General features: G+C 48.5%; 13 protein-coding genes. 1 reads left to right on the plus strand and 12 read right to left on the minus strand.

The window, feature by feature from the left end:
* Positions 1–236: 236 nt before the first annotated feature.
* From Q1B47_RS16100 to Q1B47_RS16115, 4 genes are all read right to left on the minus strand, one after another.
* Complete coding sequence (locus Q1B47_RS16100; protein WP_299795688.1) at positions 237–1,076, minus strand: PfkB family carbohydrate kinase; 840 nt, start codon at positions 1,074–1,076, stop codon at positions 237–239.
* A 182-nt stretch (positions 1,077–1,258) separates the two neighbouring features.
* Entirely contained in the window at positions 1,259–1,669 is a 411-nt protein-coding gene (locus tag Q1B47_RS16105; protein ID WP_299795690.1) for a GNAT family N-acetyltransferase, read from the minus strand.
* A complete protein-coding gene (locus Q1B47_RS16110) occupies positions 1,669–2,223 on the minus strand; it encodes a GNAT family protein (RefSeq protein WP_299795692.1) in 555 nt (184 codons plus the stop codon). The genes Q1B47_RS16105 and Q1B47_RS16110 overlap by 1 nt, the downstream gene beginning before the upstream one ends.
* A gap of 224 nt (positions 2,224–2,447) precedes the next feature.
* A complete protein-coding gene (locus Q1B47_RS16115; RefSeq protein ID WP_299795694.1) occupies positions 2,448–3,323 on the minus strand; it encodes a LysR family transcriptional regulator in 876 nt (291 codons plus the stop codon).
* Positions 3,324–3,438: 115 nt separating this feature from the next.
* On the opposite strand from Q1B47_RS16115, the gene Q1B47_RS16120 reads away from it, so the two are divergent.
* Positions 3,439–3,789, plus strand: coding sequence for a hypothetical protein (locus tag Q1B47_RS16120; protein WP_299795696.1), 351 nt, complete (start codon positions 3,439–3,441; stop codon positions 3,787–3,789).
* A gap of 118 nt (positions 3,790–3,907) precedes the next feature.
* Here Q1B47_RS16120 and Q1B47_RS16125 read toward each other — a convergent pair whose 3' ends face one another.
* The 8 genes from Q1B47_RS16125 to Q1B47_RS16160 form a co-directional block, all read right to left on the minus strand.
* Positions 3,908–5,245, minus strand: coding sequence for a coproporphyrinogen III oxidase family protein (locus tag Q1B47_RS16125; protein ID WP_299795698.1), 1,338 nt, complete (start codon positions 5,243–5,245; stop codon positions 3,908–3,910).
* A 386-nt stretch (positions 5,246–5,631) separates the two neighbouring features.
* Positions 5,632–6,618, minus strand: a complete 987-nt coding sequence (locus tag Q1B47_RS16130; protein WP_299795700.1) for a formate dehydrogenase subunit gamma — start codon at positions 6,616–6,618, stop codon at positions 5,632–5,634.
* A gap of 67 nt (positions 6,619–6,685) precedes the next feature.
* Positions 6,686–7,255 carry a formate dehydrogenase FDH3 subunit beta gene (gene fdh3B / locus Q1B47_RS16135; protein ID WP_299795702.1) on the minus strand — a complete coding sequence of 190 codons (570 nt, stop codon included), beginning with the start codon at positions 7,253–7,255 and terminating at the stop codon, positions 6,686–6,688.
* A gap of 28 nt (positions 7,256–7,283) precedes the next feature.
* Positions 7,284–10,139, minus strand: a complete 2,856-nt coding sequence (locus Q1B47_RS16140) for a formate dehydrogenase subunit alpha (RefSeq protein ID WP_299795704.1) — start codon at positions 10,137–10,139, stop codon at positions 7,284–7,286.
* A gap of 18 nt (positions 10,140–10,157) precedes the next feature.
* The gene (locus tag Q1B47_RS16145) at positions 10,158–10,355 is read right to left on the minus strand and encodes a formate dehydrogenase (protein ID WP_299795706.1); all 198 of its coding nucleotides are present in this window, start codon (positions 10,353–10,355) and stop codon (positions 10,158–10,160) included.
* A 1,033-nt stretch (positions 10,356–11,388) separates the two neighbouring features.
* The gene (locus Q1B47_RS16150) at positions 11,389–12,396 is read right to left on the minus strand and encodes a formate dehydrogenase subunit gamma (RefSeq protein WP_299795708.1); all 1,008 of its coding nucleotides are present in this window, start codon (positions 12,394–12,396) and stop codon (positions 11,389–11,391) included.
* Between the two features lie 60 nt (positions 12,397–12,456).
* On the minus strand, positions 12,457–13,047 hold the full coding sequence (gene fdh3B / locus Q1B47_RS16155; RefSeq protein ID WP_299795710.1) for a formate dehydrogenase FDH3 subunit beta: 591 nt from the start codon (positions 13,045–13,047) through the stop codon (positions 12,457–12,459).
* Between the two features lie 27 nt (positions 13,048–13,074).
* Positions 13,075–15,936, minus strand: a complete 2,862-nt coding sequence (locus Q1B47_RS16160; RefSeq protein WP_299795712.1) for a formate dehydrogenase subunit alpha — start codon at positions 15,934–15,936, stop codon at positions 13,075–13,077.
* Positions 15,937–15,947: the final 11 nt, after the last annotated feature.

A 15,947-nucleotide genomic window follows, 5' to 3' on the forward strand; every position in this document is an offset into this window, starting at 1 on the left:
CGCAAAAGCTATATAGAAAATCTGTTGCATCGAGTTTAAGCATAGTCGTAAATAATTAATGGCATGGAAAAAACAGACTAATCAGGTAAAAAAATGCCCCGTAGAGAAACGGGGCAAGCAGATGAAAAACAGCTAAAAACTATGAAAGAACAGCACCAGGAGAACCCATGCCCCAGAGAATAGAGGCCGGATGTCACAGCCGAATGACAAAAAAATGATAGATTTATGACACGCTCTCAACCATTAAGGTATTTCTTCAGTGCACTTCCGGGAATAGAGCTAGGTGTCGCAACGGCAAACGCTGCCCAGGCCGCCCCCTCTTTCATAGAGTCGATAACGGACATACCGGATGTTAATCCGTGAATGAGACCGGAAGCATAAGCATCTCCGGCGCCGGTAGTATCGACGACCTCCGCATGCACCGCACTAACCCTTTGACAACCATTCTCACTGTACAGGTACGCACCATCTACGCCATCGGTGACAATAAAATATTTCAGAGACTCTCCGGCGATACTCAGACCATACTCCCAATCGGCAAGCTCGCTTCGTCCCTGCATATCGGTTTTAGATGCGATCAAAATATGACAGGGTCTTGGGCGTTCATCCTTAGCCAACTGCGCCAGAACCAGACAGTGATCCAACGCCGTTTTAGCCCAACTCACCGAGCCTTCTGCGGATGAGTTAAAATAAACTGCATCCCAATGCTCCCATACCGGGGGAGCCGGCAGCTCAAATATTGGTCTTCTGGGGCGGATGATGGTGCGCTCACCATCGGGAGTCATCACCAGTAACATCTCACAGGTACTCTCCTCATGCCGCTGAATAAGGTGACAATCAATCCCCTGAGTACTGGCTTCAGCCAGTAACCAATCACCAATCTTGTCACGACCAACCTGGCTCACCAGTGCAACTCTGTGTTTAGCCCAGACCAGACCCAGCCCGGTATTGGCACCACCTCCACCTAACCTCTGTCCCCCATCTTGATAGTGAAATCGGCCCCCCATCTGCAGAGGTTTATCAAGCTGAAGGATTCGGTCACAATTCAAGTTAGCAACCAGAAGGATATTCGCCATAAAGGTTCCGGAAAATTAATAACATCTGATGATGGTAAAGGAATACAGACGAGACGCATATTCCAAAATGGTAGAAAAGCGGGTCAGCACCAATGTTTACTACATATGACCCTCTGTCACCTTCCACTTAGGGCGCAGAAGCAAGGGCAAGCTAACCGGGCAATGCAAACGCCTTGTAACACTCAAGGCATAAGAATATACATGCCTTCACTGGCCGGACGGCTAAGCTTGAAACCAAACTTAGTATATAGCTCAGGTACATCAGCCATCAGGGTAATATATGCTCCGGTGGGGGCCTCCCTCTCCAGATAACCCATGATCGACTGCATGATCTTACGCCCTAAGCCCCGGCCCTGATATGCGGGATCGACGGCGACATCGACAATCTCAAAATTTAAGGCTCCATCGCCAACGACACGACCCATTCCTACTACCTGCCGCTCAAGCAGAAGCTGAACACCAAACAAACTACGCGGTAATCCCTCTCTTGCGGCCTCTATGGGACGTGGCGTTAACCCTGAGATCAACCTCAACCGGGTAAAGTCTTCCGCAGAAACCACCTGCTCAATGATCCTCACGTTAACGCCACTCATCAGGAGTCTTGCCCCTTCCACTCGGAAGCCAGGATGGCGTACTGAAATTCGCTGCCCCAGGCGCCTTTGAAGAAGACATTCTCAATGAAATGTGCTTCCCGTCGAAGCCCCACCCGTTCGAGCAACAACCAGGAAGGTACATTCTCGCAATCTGTAGTTGCAATCACCCTGTGAGGTTTCAACTCGCTGAAGAGGTATGTCAATAACCCCAACACAGCCTCCGATGCATAGCCCTGTCCCTGAAAGTCCGGGGCAAAGGTAAAACCGATCTCAATCTGCCGGCCATCGATGAAATGTACCGCAAGATCTCCCAACATCTGCTGAGAACCCTGCTCCGCTTTAGTCACGATGGCCAATTGAAACCAGTGACCCACAGTTGCAAAGGGGACCTTGTTCATCTCTTCATAAAGCGCCAGCGCATCCCGATAACAGTATTCACTCCAACTCTGGTAACGCGCCACCTCTGGCAGGGCACGATATGCGGCAAAAGCCTCAAGATCATCGGGTTCGAACTCTCTACAGATGATGCGTTCAGTCTGGAACAGTGGTTTCATTTTCAACTCCAAAATGTCATTCAGGAATGGGAATACTCAGCAGCCCGGCACAAGGATACAAAACAGAAAATATGGTTAGAGGCTCACCTGCTTAATGACCTATCCATGCTTCTCTCTAAGGATAGATACACAGCTCAAGCTCCCAAGCTACCTGAAAACAAAATATAAGCAACATGGCCCACGACCGAAAGCCGCGAAGTTAAAGAGATCAGCCAACGCTGATGTCACTGCCAACACTGACGAAAAAAGTCGATGAATGCCCTTACCTTAACGGGAAGGTAGGAGAGTTTCTGATAATAGCCCCACATAGCATAATGCCGACTTACGGCTTGCGCCATGATTGGAATCAGACGCCCACTGTCCAACTCTCTTTGAACTATCATCTGTGGAATATATGCAATACCGGCTCCCTGAAGGGCCGCCTCAACAATCACTTCAGTATTGTCGCTCACCAGAGCACCGGTGACCTCTACACTTTCACCACTGGCAAACTGCCATAGGTAAGGTTTACTCTCCTTGCCATAGCAGAGGCAGAGGTGTTGCTGCAACTGTGCAAGGGTATCGGGCATACCATGGTTAGCGATATATTCAGGGGAAGCAAACAGGCTGTTGTGATAACTGCACAGGGGGACGCCAACAAGGGTTCCCGAGTCGAAGCCCTCGATCTGCCTCGCCAGCGAGATATCGGCAGTGCGAAGCGGTAGCTCATCATAGTTAACCGATTGCAATATTAAGTTAATCTCTGGGTATTTAGCTTTAAACCCGGCCAGCATCGGAACCAGTACCCGGCTCAAAACAGGCGCCGGTGCGGCTATGGTGAGAGTGCCGGCGGGCGACGCCCCTAAGGTAACCGTCTCATCCAGCAGGGCCTGCCACTGGCTATTTATCTGTCGAACCTCCTGATAAAAATGCTCACCGGCTTCAGTAACGCTTAGGCTACGAGTCGACCGCTTAAGCAGTTGAACTCCCAGACTCGATTCCAGCTCGGCCAGGCGTTTACTCACAGCCGATGGGCTGACATCCATGGCTCTGGCCACCGACACCATAGAGCCCATCTCAACCACGCGTTTGAACATCTGCGCTTTCTCAAACGGCCCCATATTATTTCCTTTTAAGAAACTAACAATTCACTAAATGGTAGATTATCCATAAAACAATAACAATTAGACTCATTCCCAACACAATATCAATAGCACCGATAGATGAGGGCAATAAATGATGTACATAATTGAAACCGTAAGTTGGACGGCGAAGGCCGGTGTGAAACCATCCGAGATGGTAGATGCGGTAGAGCGGATGGTATCCGACTTAGAAAAAGTTCCGGGATTCAGGTATCAATCACTTTCATTGAAAGAGAGTACTGCAAAAAACCAGGAGGAGCCTGGCGCTCCCGATCAGTGGCTTCAACTCTATTACTGGGATAGTGTCGAGACGGCTCACAACTCCAACGCATTGATGGCGCCAACGACTTCGCTCAACCATCTTATCAGCCTGATAGAGCCGGATACCATAGCCATCGATGTGTTCACCCCGCAACAGCAATCGTCGCAACTCTCGCTGAGTTAACCATATACTCAATCAAGCAGAGTCTTGCCAGAGTCAGATACGCACACTCATAACAAAAAAGGTTGAAGTGAAACTTCAACCTTTCAGTTCAGATCCTTTTAATTCAGGAGGTGTAGTGCTACATGTCACAAGGCTTAAGTGGCTTACGCAACTGAGCGCGCACATTATCCATACCCGAGTAGAACTCTTTCATCATCAAAAGTCCCATCATCTTACCGTTATCTGTGACGATCAGATTATCGGGATCGGCCGGGTCATTCTTAATCGCGCCGATCACCTTCATCGAGGTCATCTCTTTAAACAGCGCCGTGTCTAAGTTTACGCCGAAGGTCTCGCGGAAATACTTACGGGAGAGACGACCGGAGAACATGCCCAGCAGGAAGCGATATTGCATCACATCTTTCTTGCTGTAGTTCTTCTGCTGCTCGACACCCATCTTTCCTGCGGCAATATTTTCCTGATACTTTCGCAGCGAAAAGTTATTCACATAGAGGGTGTCATCCAGGAAGCTGAATGAGCCGGAACCAACACCTAAGTACTCATCATAATCGATGACATACTCATCGAAGCCTTCGTTGTTCGCCTTACCGAATGCCCAGGCGGAAAGCTGGTTATACTGTCCATTCAGGCTATTGAGGATCTGTCGATACTGGCGTGCCATATCACCTTGAGGGGCAGCCAGTTTCCCCTTCACACTCTTACGGGTCTGGTGAGTGATCATCAAGGGATAGGTCGTGATCTGACGAGGGTCGAGTTTCGATGCCATATCCAGGTCATATTGAATCACCTCATCGGTTTGTCCGCGGAAACCAAAGATCAGATCCACGTTAATGATCGGAAACAACTCCTTCGCCGCCATAATCTTATCGAAGGTCTGCTGACCCGAACCAAACTTCTCGATACGGTCGGTCATGGCCAGAATATCATCGTTAAAGCTCTGAACGCCGATAGACATGCGGTCCACTAACCCTTCGAGCTGTTTAAATTCAGGGCTATCCAGATGTTGAGGATCCGATTCACAGGAGACCTCTTTAATGTTTGGAAACAGCGTCTTGGCATGCTCAATGGTACGGGCTAGCTCATCTTCAAGTACAGTTGTCGTGCCACCGCCTATATACATAGACTCGAAGTCATAACCCAGCGACTTAACCATATCCATCTCTTTTCTGAGCGAGATGAAATAGGCACGCGCCTTATCCTCTTTGAAGATAAAGCGATGAAAAGTACAGAATGAGCAGAGGGTATGACAGAAAGGAATATGGGCATAGAGCATATACTTCTTGCCTTCAACCGGTGCCGGCATCATGTCTGCAGACTGGGTATCCAGTCGTAGGTTCTTATCCACATAGAACTGCATCACCCGCTCCATAGAGCTCAGCATCCAGTTGGGCACAGTGATATCAGCCTCATAAGGTTTAATGATTTCACAACTGGCCGTTTGAATAATTGAAGACATAAAGATTCCTACCTGAGCCATCTGCGACAGCGTCAGAAAATTGAAGAAGAACGCTCTAAATTTACGAATGATATCCGGTAAACAAAAACACCACTTTGAGGCTTAAAAGTATCATTTGAGCAGTTTCCAAAACGTGAACTGGTTATAAGTTACTGCCACCTAACAAGGAAATCTACAGAATTTTGTTAAGCAAGTCATGTTTTAACGATCAATGAAACTGAGAGCTTGAAAACTATCCTGGCTTAAAATATTGGCGGCAAAAACAGCCCCTGTACGGGGAGGTGCTTCCCCTAGTGACAAGGGCTGCAAGCCTGTAGCTGATACAAAAACACCCCGTCAGTTACCCTGCGAGGTGTTTTACTTACTGCTCAGCTCATAGCTAAAGCCTACTCTTTATACTTAAGCGTTCCGTTTTCTTTGATCTCATCGAACCAAAGATTATGGTGCTGGCTTGCCCAGGTCTCATCACAGTATCCGGAGACCATACATTCCATACCACCTTCAGACATAACCGTTGCCATAAAGATATGGACGATTGAGAAAGCGGTAATGATGATGGCACTGACAGAGTGAAGCACAAGCGCAATCAGACTCAGTGTACGGCTAGGCTCGAACAAGTTCGGGAATAGCAGCAACATGCCAGACGCTGAGATAACCAGACCGAATATTGCGAAGGCCCAGAACCAGAGTTTTTCACCGGCGTTAGCAAAGCCGGCATCCGGGTGCTTGCCCTTGAATGGACCGAAGTTGATGTAACCACCAACCACCATCATCCATTTAAGGTCATACATCTTAGGTAACTGGTTTTTAGCCCAAAGCGTCGACATCAGTGCCCAACCCAACATGAATGGGATAGCCATGAAGTCATGCACCTGCTTAGCGCCATAGACAAAACCTGCCCACAAGCCTTCACCAATGTATGGCTGGAGGAAGAAACGTCCCGCAAGCAGTGTCAGACCGGTCAGAATCAATAACAGGCAAGGAATCGCACCTAACCAGTGAATCGATACATCAAATTTAGACCAGCGATAAACCAACTTGCCTGAGAAACCGCCGTGAAGTTTAGAGATACCATTCACTTTGATAAACAGGACGAAGATGATGATCATACCAAATAACGCAGCCGCTAATGCCGGCGCTAACAGATCGCTACGAAGCTCTAACACTCGCAGGTCATAGGTATTGATCGGTTGATTGTGGAACTCACCGTGAGAGGTAGTTACACCTGTAGCACCCGCTTTTAACTGAGACCAGATCTGGCCGTCTGTTGCGACAGGCTGCTCTGCTCCCTGTGAAGAGCCAGCTTGAGCCAGGCCGATAGCACTGAAGATCAGTACTAAGGCTAAGCCAATCTGTTTGAACCAATTGTTCATATTACATCCTTATCTTCCACACCATGTCTCCATGGTGTGGATTTATGGGCTGAATACAGACTAGGGATTAACCCCAGATTGCATTTTTAGAGCCACGGTATGCAACACGCTCACGGAAGATTGACGAGATAATCTCAGCATCACCCGCAAGTAACGACTTAGTCGCACACAGCTCAGCACACATTGGAAGCTTACCTTCAGCGATACGGTTTGAACCGTACTTCTGACGCTCTGCATCTGAATGGTTCTCTTCAGGACCACCGGCACAGAAAGTACACTTATCCATCTTGCCACGGCTGCCGAATGCGCCCTTCTTAGGGAACTGAGGCGCACCGAACGGGCATGCGTACAGGCAGTATCCACAACCGATACAGGTATCTTTGTTGTGTAGCGTTAAACCATCTTCAGTCTTGTAGAAACAGTTTGCCGGGCAAACGGCCTGACAAGGCGCATCGGTACAGTGCATACACGCCACTGAGATAGATGCTTCACCGGGTTGACCATCATTGATAGTCACCACGCGGCGACGCTGAATGCCCCATTCCAGAGCTGAGTCGTTTTCGTTCTTACAAGCGGTGACACAACCATTACACTCGATGCAGCGCTTGGTATCACACAAAAATTTCATTGTAGCCATAATGGCATTTCTCCTAGCTTATCTGCACTTACGCTTTTTCAATCTGACAAAGCGACGACTTGGTTTCCTGCATCTGAGTCACAGGGTCATAACCATAAGTCAATGCAGTGTTCGCTGACTCACCAATAACATAAGGCACCGTACCTTCCGGATAGTTTGGTGCAAGGCTTTCACCGTGCATCTCACCCGCGAAGTGATATGGCATCCAGGTAACACCTGGCTTAACACGAGGTGTTACCATCGCCTTAATCTTGATCCGGCCACCTTCGGCGCCTTCCAACCACACAGTGTCACCATCGCGAATAGCGCGATCGGCGGCATCGGCCGGGTTGATCTCAACAAACATCTCTTGTTGAAGCTCTGCAAGCCAAGGGTTAGAACGAGACTCTTCACCACCACCTTCATACTCAACCAGACGACCCGAGGTCAATGCCAGCGGATACTGAGCTGTCGTGTCTTTCTCCTGGATCGACTTGTACAGCGTCGGCAGACGGTGAACTTGCATGTCATCATAAGTTGGATACTTAGATACAAGATCACGGCGTGTCGTGTAAAGCGGCTCACGGTGAACCGGAACTTGATCCGGGAAGGTCCAAACGATACAACGCGCCTTAGCGTTACCATAAGGGATACAACCGTGCTTCATAGCGACACGCTGAATACCACCGGAAAGGTCGGTCTTCCAGTTCTTGCCATCGGCTTCGGCTTTCTCGGTTGCAGTCAGATCATCCCACCAGCCAAGTTGCTTAAGCATCTCAGAGGTGAATTCAGGGTAACCGTCCTGGATCTCAGCACCTTTAGAGAAGCTGCCTTCGGCAAGCAGGTTCTTACCTTTATACTCAACACCGTAACGGGCACGGAAGTTACCACCGCCCTCAAGCACATGCTTGTGTGTGTTATAAAGGATCTGAGTACCCGGGTGCTTCTGCTCCGGTGTCCCCCAACAAGGCCAAGGCAGACCGTAAGTATCACCCTTCGCAGGACCGCCTTCCGCTTCAAGCGTCTTGTTGCTGAAGGTACCCCAGTTTTGAGTGTGCAGTTTCAGACGCTCAGGGCTTTGACCCGACATACCGATGGTCCACATACCGCGGTTGATCTCGCGAGTAATGTCTTCGATTACCAGAATGTCATTGGCATCTTTAGCGATACGCTTAGTGTATTCGTCGGCGAAGCCAAGCTTCTGAGACAGACGGTACATGATCTCAAGGTCAGTCTTAGACTCGAACAGAGGCTCGATAACCTTTTCACGCCACTGTTGGCTACGACCCGAGTTAGATACTGAACCTTCAGTCTCGAACTGAGTTGCCGCAGGAAGCAGGTAAACGCCGTTTTGACGACGGTGCATTACACCCGCCATAGTTGGGAATGGATCCACAACAACCACAGTATCCATCTTGTCCAGTGCGTCACGAACTTCACGTTGACGAGTCTCGGTGTTCACCGATTGTCCCCAGAAGAACGCCATGCGAACACGATCTTTCTGCGCCAGCTTCTCAGGTGTTTCTAACACACCATCATGCCAGCGGGAACATGGAATACCAGGCGTGTTCATAGGAATGCGGCCAAGGTATGAGTTCTGGTCGAAACGACCCTTCACCCAATCAAAGTCAAGATCCCATACGTGAGACCAGTGCTTCCATGAACCGGTCTTAAGACCGTAGTAGCCAGGCAGTGTATCGAATAGCAGACCTAAATCGGTTGCACCCTGTACGTTATCGTGGCCACGGAAGATGTTAGTACCACCACCCTTAACACCCATGTTACCCAGCGCAAGCTGAAGGATACAGTAGGCACGAGTGTTAGCGTTACCAACGTGGTGCTGAGTACCACCCATACACCAAACTACGGTGCCGGGACGATTTTCAGCCATAAGCTTAGCCGCTTGATAGACTTGCTCTTCGCTTACGCCGGTAACATGCTCAACTTCTTTTGGTGGGAACTTCTTCACTTCTTCGCGAATAGTGTCCATCTCGAACACACGCTCTTTGATGAACGTCTTGTCTTCCCAACCATTTTCGAAGATATGCCAAAGCATACCGTAGATGAACGGAATATCGGTACCCGGACGCAGTGCACAGTGAAGATCAGAGTGAGCTGCAGTACGAGAGAAACGGGGATCGACAACGATAACCTTAGCGTTGTTCTTCTCTTTCGCCAACAAGATATGCTGCATAGCAACAGGATGCGCTTCGGCCGGGTTTGACCCGATGAAGAAGATTGCATTTGCATTCTGAATATCGTTGAAAGAGTTGGTTTGCGCACCGTAGCCCCAAGTGTTAGCAACACCGGCTACCGTGGTAGAGTGACAGATACGTGCTGAGTGGTCGACGTTGTTTGTGCCCCACATAGCCGCAAATTTACGATACATGTAGCAGCCTTCGTTCGAGAACTTAGCACTACCCATAAAGTAAAGTGAATCAGGACCTGACTCTTTACGGATATTCAGCATCTGGTCACCGACTTCGTTGAAAGCCTGCTCCCAGGAGAGTTTCTTCCACTTGCCATCGACAAGCTTCATTGGGTACTTAAGACGCTTCTCGCCGTGACCATGTTCACGCAGTGCAGCACCCTTAGCACAGTGTCCGCCGCTGTTGAACGGGTGATCGAATGCTGGCTCCTGGCCTGTCCAAACGCCATTTTGTACTTCGGCATATAGACCACAACCTACGGCACACGCACTACATACGGTACGCTTGATCTCGATTGGTGCATTGTGAGGAATATCTTTGGCTTCAGCACGACGCATCATGCCTGTACCCAAAAGTGAAGCTGCCGCAATACCACCGGTAGTGATACCTGCATGCTTCATAAACTGACGACGGCTGATCCCTAAAGATTTTTTCTCTACTTTAGGTGCCTCGTTGGATTTGCGAGTTAATTGCATCGCTCGAATTCTCCTAATTTAGCTACGCAAGCTATTGTAATAACTGCGGATATGGGCAGTTTCATGGTAGCCATCGGCACGCTTAGTGCTTACATTGCTTTCTGTTGCTTGAGCGGCACTTACACCAGTTGCAGCAAGGGCGACGCTCGCCGTACCACCAACCGTTAGCGCTTTCAGCAAAGATCTGCGATTCAGATCAGGCTGTTGCTTCTTCATTATGTCTCCGGGTATCAAGGGGAACTCCCCTGTTTGTTATATTTGGGTGCATTTGACTGAGATGGACAAAATAGACAAGCTCCCCCTGAAGTTAAGAAAAAGTAACAACCACTTAAGGACTCTTGTTTATGTTGAGCAACCAGCAAAACACGAGCGCAATATAGAACAAAAAGTGAAGAGAAAAACTTGATCTGACTCCGGTTAGATATATCAAAGAATCTAAAACCGACCTAAAGTGTTAACTCAATCATGCTTTGGAAATCCGTTCATTTTTTTTGCATAATCCTGCAATAAAATCCAGACTACACTTGTTGCAGACTTGTACGCCAAGATGTTAATAATTAATAGGAATAGCAATTACAAATGGTTTTCAACATCTGAATTTCGAGGGGAGAACCGTAACGAAATATGACTAAATATTTAACATAAAAACTGCAAATCTGAAGGTTAAATGGAGGGTTTTCAGGTACGAGGTGCGAAATGCGAGATGCGAGATGCGAGATGCGAGATGCGAGATGCGAGATGCGAGATGCGAGATGCGAGATGCGAGCTGATGATAAAAAAGAATAACAAGCAACAACAGCCTCTATAAAAGATATCGGCTAAGGCTTTGCGCTTTCTTACGGCTTATGACTAACAGCTTATGACTAGCTGCAGCTTGAAACATTCGCGGCTAAAGCCGCTCCTACACCAGCGAGCAGACACAACCCCCTTCCTTCTACTTCCATGTAGATCAGGGATAGCTCTCCTCGATAAGAGTATCTGACCTCCAGGGACGGAGGGAATGGCAAATATTGTAGGGAACAATATTGCCCATGGACTGTGGCATAAGTGTTCTGACTACCAAGGAGGGCGGAAATACCAATACATGTATGGAACATTTATGGCCGGACACAAATCCCTTCCTTCTACTTCCATGTAGATCAGGGATAAGTATATCCATATACAAAAACGCCCCGGCTTATTCGGCCGAGGCGCTTTTTACTTATGACTTACAGCTTAAGACTTATAGCTCGTAGCTCGAAACTAAAAACTAGTCTTTGTACTCTAAAGTACCGTTAGCCTTGATCTCGTCATACCAAAGGTTGTGGTGTTGCACCGCCCAGTTCTCATCACAGTAACCGGACTTCATACACTCCATACCGCCTTCACTCAATACTGTCGCCATCCAGATATGAACGATAGTAAATGCGATGATGATGATGGCACTGATCGCATGAATTAACAGGGCTGCAAATGATGCTTCACGAGGAAGATCTAAGCCGGGCAGAACTAACATCATGCCCGATACACTGATAAACAGACCGAACACGGTCAGTGTCCAGAACCACATCTTTTCACCCGCATTAGCGAAACCGCTATCGGGATGCTTACCCTTGAACGGGCCGAAGTTTATGTAACCACCAACAACCAGGAACCACTTAAGGTCATACATCTTAAATGTCTGCAGAGGCATCCATTTAACGACACATAAGATCCAGGATATGATAAACACAGGGCCCACATAATCATGGATAGCCTTACTACCATAGATCAGTCCGGCCCACACTCCTTCACCCACGTAAGGTTGCAGAATATGTTTACCCAGCATGATGTTGATACCGGTGAATATCAGCCCCAGACATGAGATAGCTAATACCCAGTGGATCCACAGATCGGCCTTAGACCAACGCAATACCATCTTGCCTGAGTACCCCTTACTTAACTTAGAGGGACCATTAACAAAATAGAAAACGATGAAAGCACCAAATACGCCTAATACCGCCAGGCCCATAGCAGGAGTGAGATATTTATTCTTTATCTCAGTTCCCTCAATGGCCGATACGTTTATCAGCACGCCACTTTCAACGCCCTGCTTGGTGGTATAGCCTGAGTCGCCGGATTGCACAGCGCGCCATAGGTCGGCATCGTTGGTATTAGCCATCTGCTGACTGGTCTGGTCATCTACGGCAAGCGCAGATGTACTCAAGCCTAAGCCCAAAGTTAAAACAAGAGGTAAAACCAGCAAAGCAAACAGGCCACGCAGTGATTTTAATAACATAGTCACTCCTTTATCGGACTAATAACAGGGCTGTGAACTGAGTTCACAGCCCTATCTGTCCTACGCGCCTGTCTTAGGGGTATAACCCCATATAGCATTTGGATTACCACGTGCAGCGATACGCTCACGATAGATGCTGGAAACGACATCCGCATCACCCGCTAACAGCGACTTAGTTGCACAAAGCTCTGCACACATAGGCAACTTACCTTCGGCCAGACGGTTTGCACCATACTTCTGACGCTCGGCATCTGAATGAGTCTCTTCCGGGCCACCGGCACAGAAAGTACACTTATCCATCTTGCCACGGCTACCAAACGCTCCCTTCTTAGGGAACTGAGGTGCGCCGAACGGGCAGGCGTATAGACAGTAACCACAACCGATACAGGTATCTTTGTTGTGTAGTGTTAGGCCGTCTTCTGTCTTGTAGAAACAGTTTGCCGGACAAACTGCCTGACAAGGTGCGTCGGTACAGTGCATACATGCCACTGAGATAGACGCTTCACCAGGCTCACCATCGTTAATTGTCACTACGCGGCGACGTTGAATACCCCACTCGAGAGCGGAATCGTTTTCGTTCTTACAAGCTGTGACGCAACCGTTACACTCGATGCAGCGTTTGGTGTCACACAAAAATTTCATGACTGCCATAATGGCTTATCTCCTCATCAAGTTCAGTTAGGCTTTAGTGATTTGGCAAAGCGATGCTTTAGTTTCTTGCATCTGCGTCACAACATCATAGCCATAGGTCAGTACTGTGTTAGCAGATTCGCCGATCACGTAAGGTACTGTGCCTTCCGGATAGTTCTTCTCTAAGCTCTTACCTTCGAATACACCCGCGAAGTGATAAGGCATGAAAGACTCACCGGCAATAACACGAGGTGTTACCATCGCCTGAACTTTAATCTTGGCGCCTTCCGGACTATGAACCCAAACTTCATCACCGTCACGCAGACCACGATCTGCAGCGTCAGCCGGGTTAATTTCGATGAACATCTCTTGTTGAAGTTCAGCAAGCCAAGGGTTAGAACGAGTTTCCTCACCACCACCTTCATATTCCACCAGACGACCAGAGGTCAGTGCAATTGGGAAGTCTTTGGCGAAGTCCTGATCCTGAATTGTCTTATACAGGTTAGGAAGACGTGCAACCATACGATCTTCGTAAGTTGGGTACTTAGAGACCAAATCACGACGAGGCGTATAGAGTGGCTCACGGTGTACCGGGATATCATCAGGGAAGTTCCAAACGATACAACGCGCTTTTGCGTTACCGTAAGGCATACAACCATGCTTGATAGCCACGCGCTGGATACCACCTGAGATATCGGTCTTCCAGTTCTTACCTTCTGCGTGCTTCTTCTCTTCAGCCGTCAGGTCATCCCACCAGCCAAGCTGCTTAAGCATGTCGGCGGTAAATTCAGGGTAACCGTCCTGAATTTCTGCACCTTTAGAGTAAGAACCTTCAGCAAGAATGTTATTACCATTATGCTCAACACCATAACGAGCACGGAAGTTACCACCACCGTTCTTAACTTCACGGCCTGTGCGGTACAGGATCTGTGAACCAGGGTGCTTCATCTCTGGTGTACCCCAACATGGCCAAGGCAGACCGTAAGTCTCGCCTTTTGCTGGTCCGCCAGGTGCTTCGAGAGATTTAATATCGAAGGTGCCCCAGTTTTCCTGATGCATCTTCAAACGCTCTGGGCTCTGACCTGTATAACCGATAGTCCACATACCGCGGTTATATTCACGAGTAATATCTTCGACCAATGGCTCATCGCCGTTAACCTTAATATGCTTACAGAACTCTTTCTCGATTCCCCACTTCTTAGCAAGCTTGTACATGATCACATGGTCAGGCTTAGACTCGAAAAGAGGTTCGATGACTTGTGAACGCCACTGCAGTGAACGGTTAGATGCAGAGATAGAACCGTAAGTTTCAAACTGAGTCGCAGCCGGAAGCAGATATACACCATCGGTACGATTGTGCATAACACCCGCCATAGTTGGATATGGATCGACAACAACAACTGTGTCCATCTTATCCAGTGCATCACGCACATCACGACCACGGGTTTCGGTGTTAACCGATTGCCCCCAGAAGAATGCCATGCGGATATTGTCTTTCTGAGCGATCTTAGACTTATCTTCCAGTACACCGTCATGCCAGCGAGAACATGGAATACCGGTAGAGTTCATTGGAACCTGGCCTAGATGTGTCTCTTGATCGAAGCGGTTCTTAACCCACTCGTAATCCAGATCCCAAACATTACACCAGTGCTTCCATGAACCAGTCTTAAGACCGTAGTAGCCAGGTAGCGTATCGAACAGCAGACCGAAATCGGTTGCACCCTGTACGTTATCGTGACCACGGAAGATGTTCGTTCCGCCACCAGGAACACCCATGTTACCCAGAGCAAGCTGAAGAATACAGTAGGCACGAGTGTTAGCGTTACCCACGTGATGCTGAGTACCACCCATACACCAAACTACGGTACCAGGCTTAGTCTCGGCCAATGTCTTCGCGACACGACGCATCTGAGCTTCAGGTACACCGGCAACAAGTTCAACTTCGGCAGGCGTCCACTTAGCAACTTCTTCACGGATACGTTCCATGCCGTATACACGCTGCTGGATAAAGGTCTTATCTTCCCAGCCGTTTTCAAAGATGTGCCAAAGCAGACCATAGATATATGGAATATCTGTACCAGGACGGATATGCACGTACTCGTCAGACTTAGCTGCAGTACGGGTGAAACGAGGATCGACAACGATGATTTTCGCACCGCGTTCTTTACCTTCAAGGATATGCTGCATGGCAACCGGGTGAGCTTCACATGGGTTAGACCCAATGAACATCATCGCCTTAGAGTTACGAATATCGTTGAAAGAGTTAGTTTGCGCACCATAACCCCAAGTGTTTGCAACACCGGCTACAGTGGTAGAGTGACAAATACGCGCTGAGTGATCGACATTGTTCGTGCCCCACATAGCCGCGAATTTACGGTACATATACGCTTGTTCATTAGAGAACTTAGCACTACCCATGAAGAATATTGAATCCGGACCAGACTCCTTACGGATATCCAATGCCTTTCCACCAACTTCTTCAATGGCTTGATCCCAGGAGATCTTCTTCCACTTTCCGCCTTCCAGCTTCATTGGATACTTAAGACGCTTCTCACCATGGCCATGCTCACGTAGTGAGGCACCTTTTGCACAGTGACCACCGGCGTTGAATGGGTGATCGAATGCAGGCTCTTGACCTGTCCAGACACCATTTTGTACTTCGGCGTAGATACCACAACCTACTGAACAGTGAGAACAGATGGTACGCTTGATTTCAGTTGGTGCATCATGGGGCACTTCTTTTGCTTCAGCTTTACGCATCATTCCAGCGCCAAGCATAGACGCCGCAGCGATACCACCAGTTGCAAGACCTGCAGACTGAAGGAACTGACGACGGTTTAGACCCAGGGCTGGCTTCTTAGCGACTTCTGCCTGGTCTGTTTTGTGGTCTGCTTTGCGAGTTAGTCGCATCACACACTCTC

Origin of the sequence: uncultured Shewanella sp., from assembly GCF_947501225.1 — a bacterium.
Lineage (GTDB): Bacteria > Pseudomonadota > Gammaproteobacteria > Enterobacterales > Shewanellaceae > Shewanella.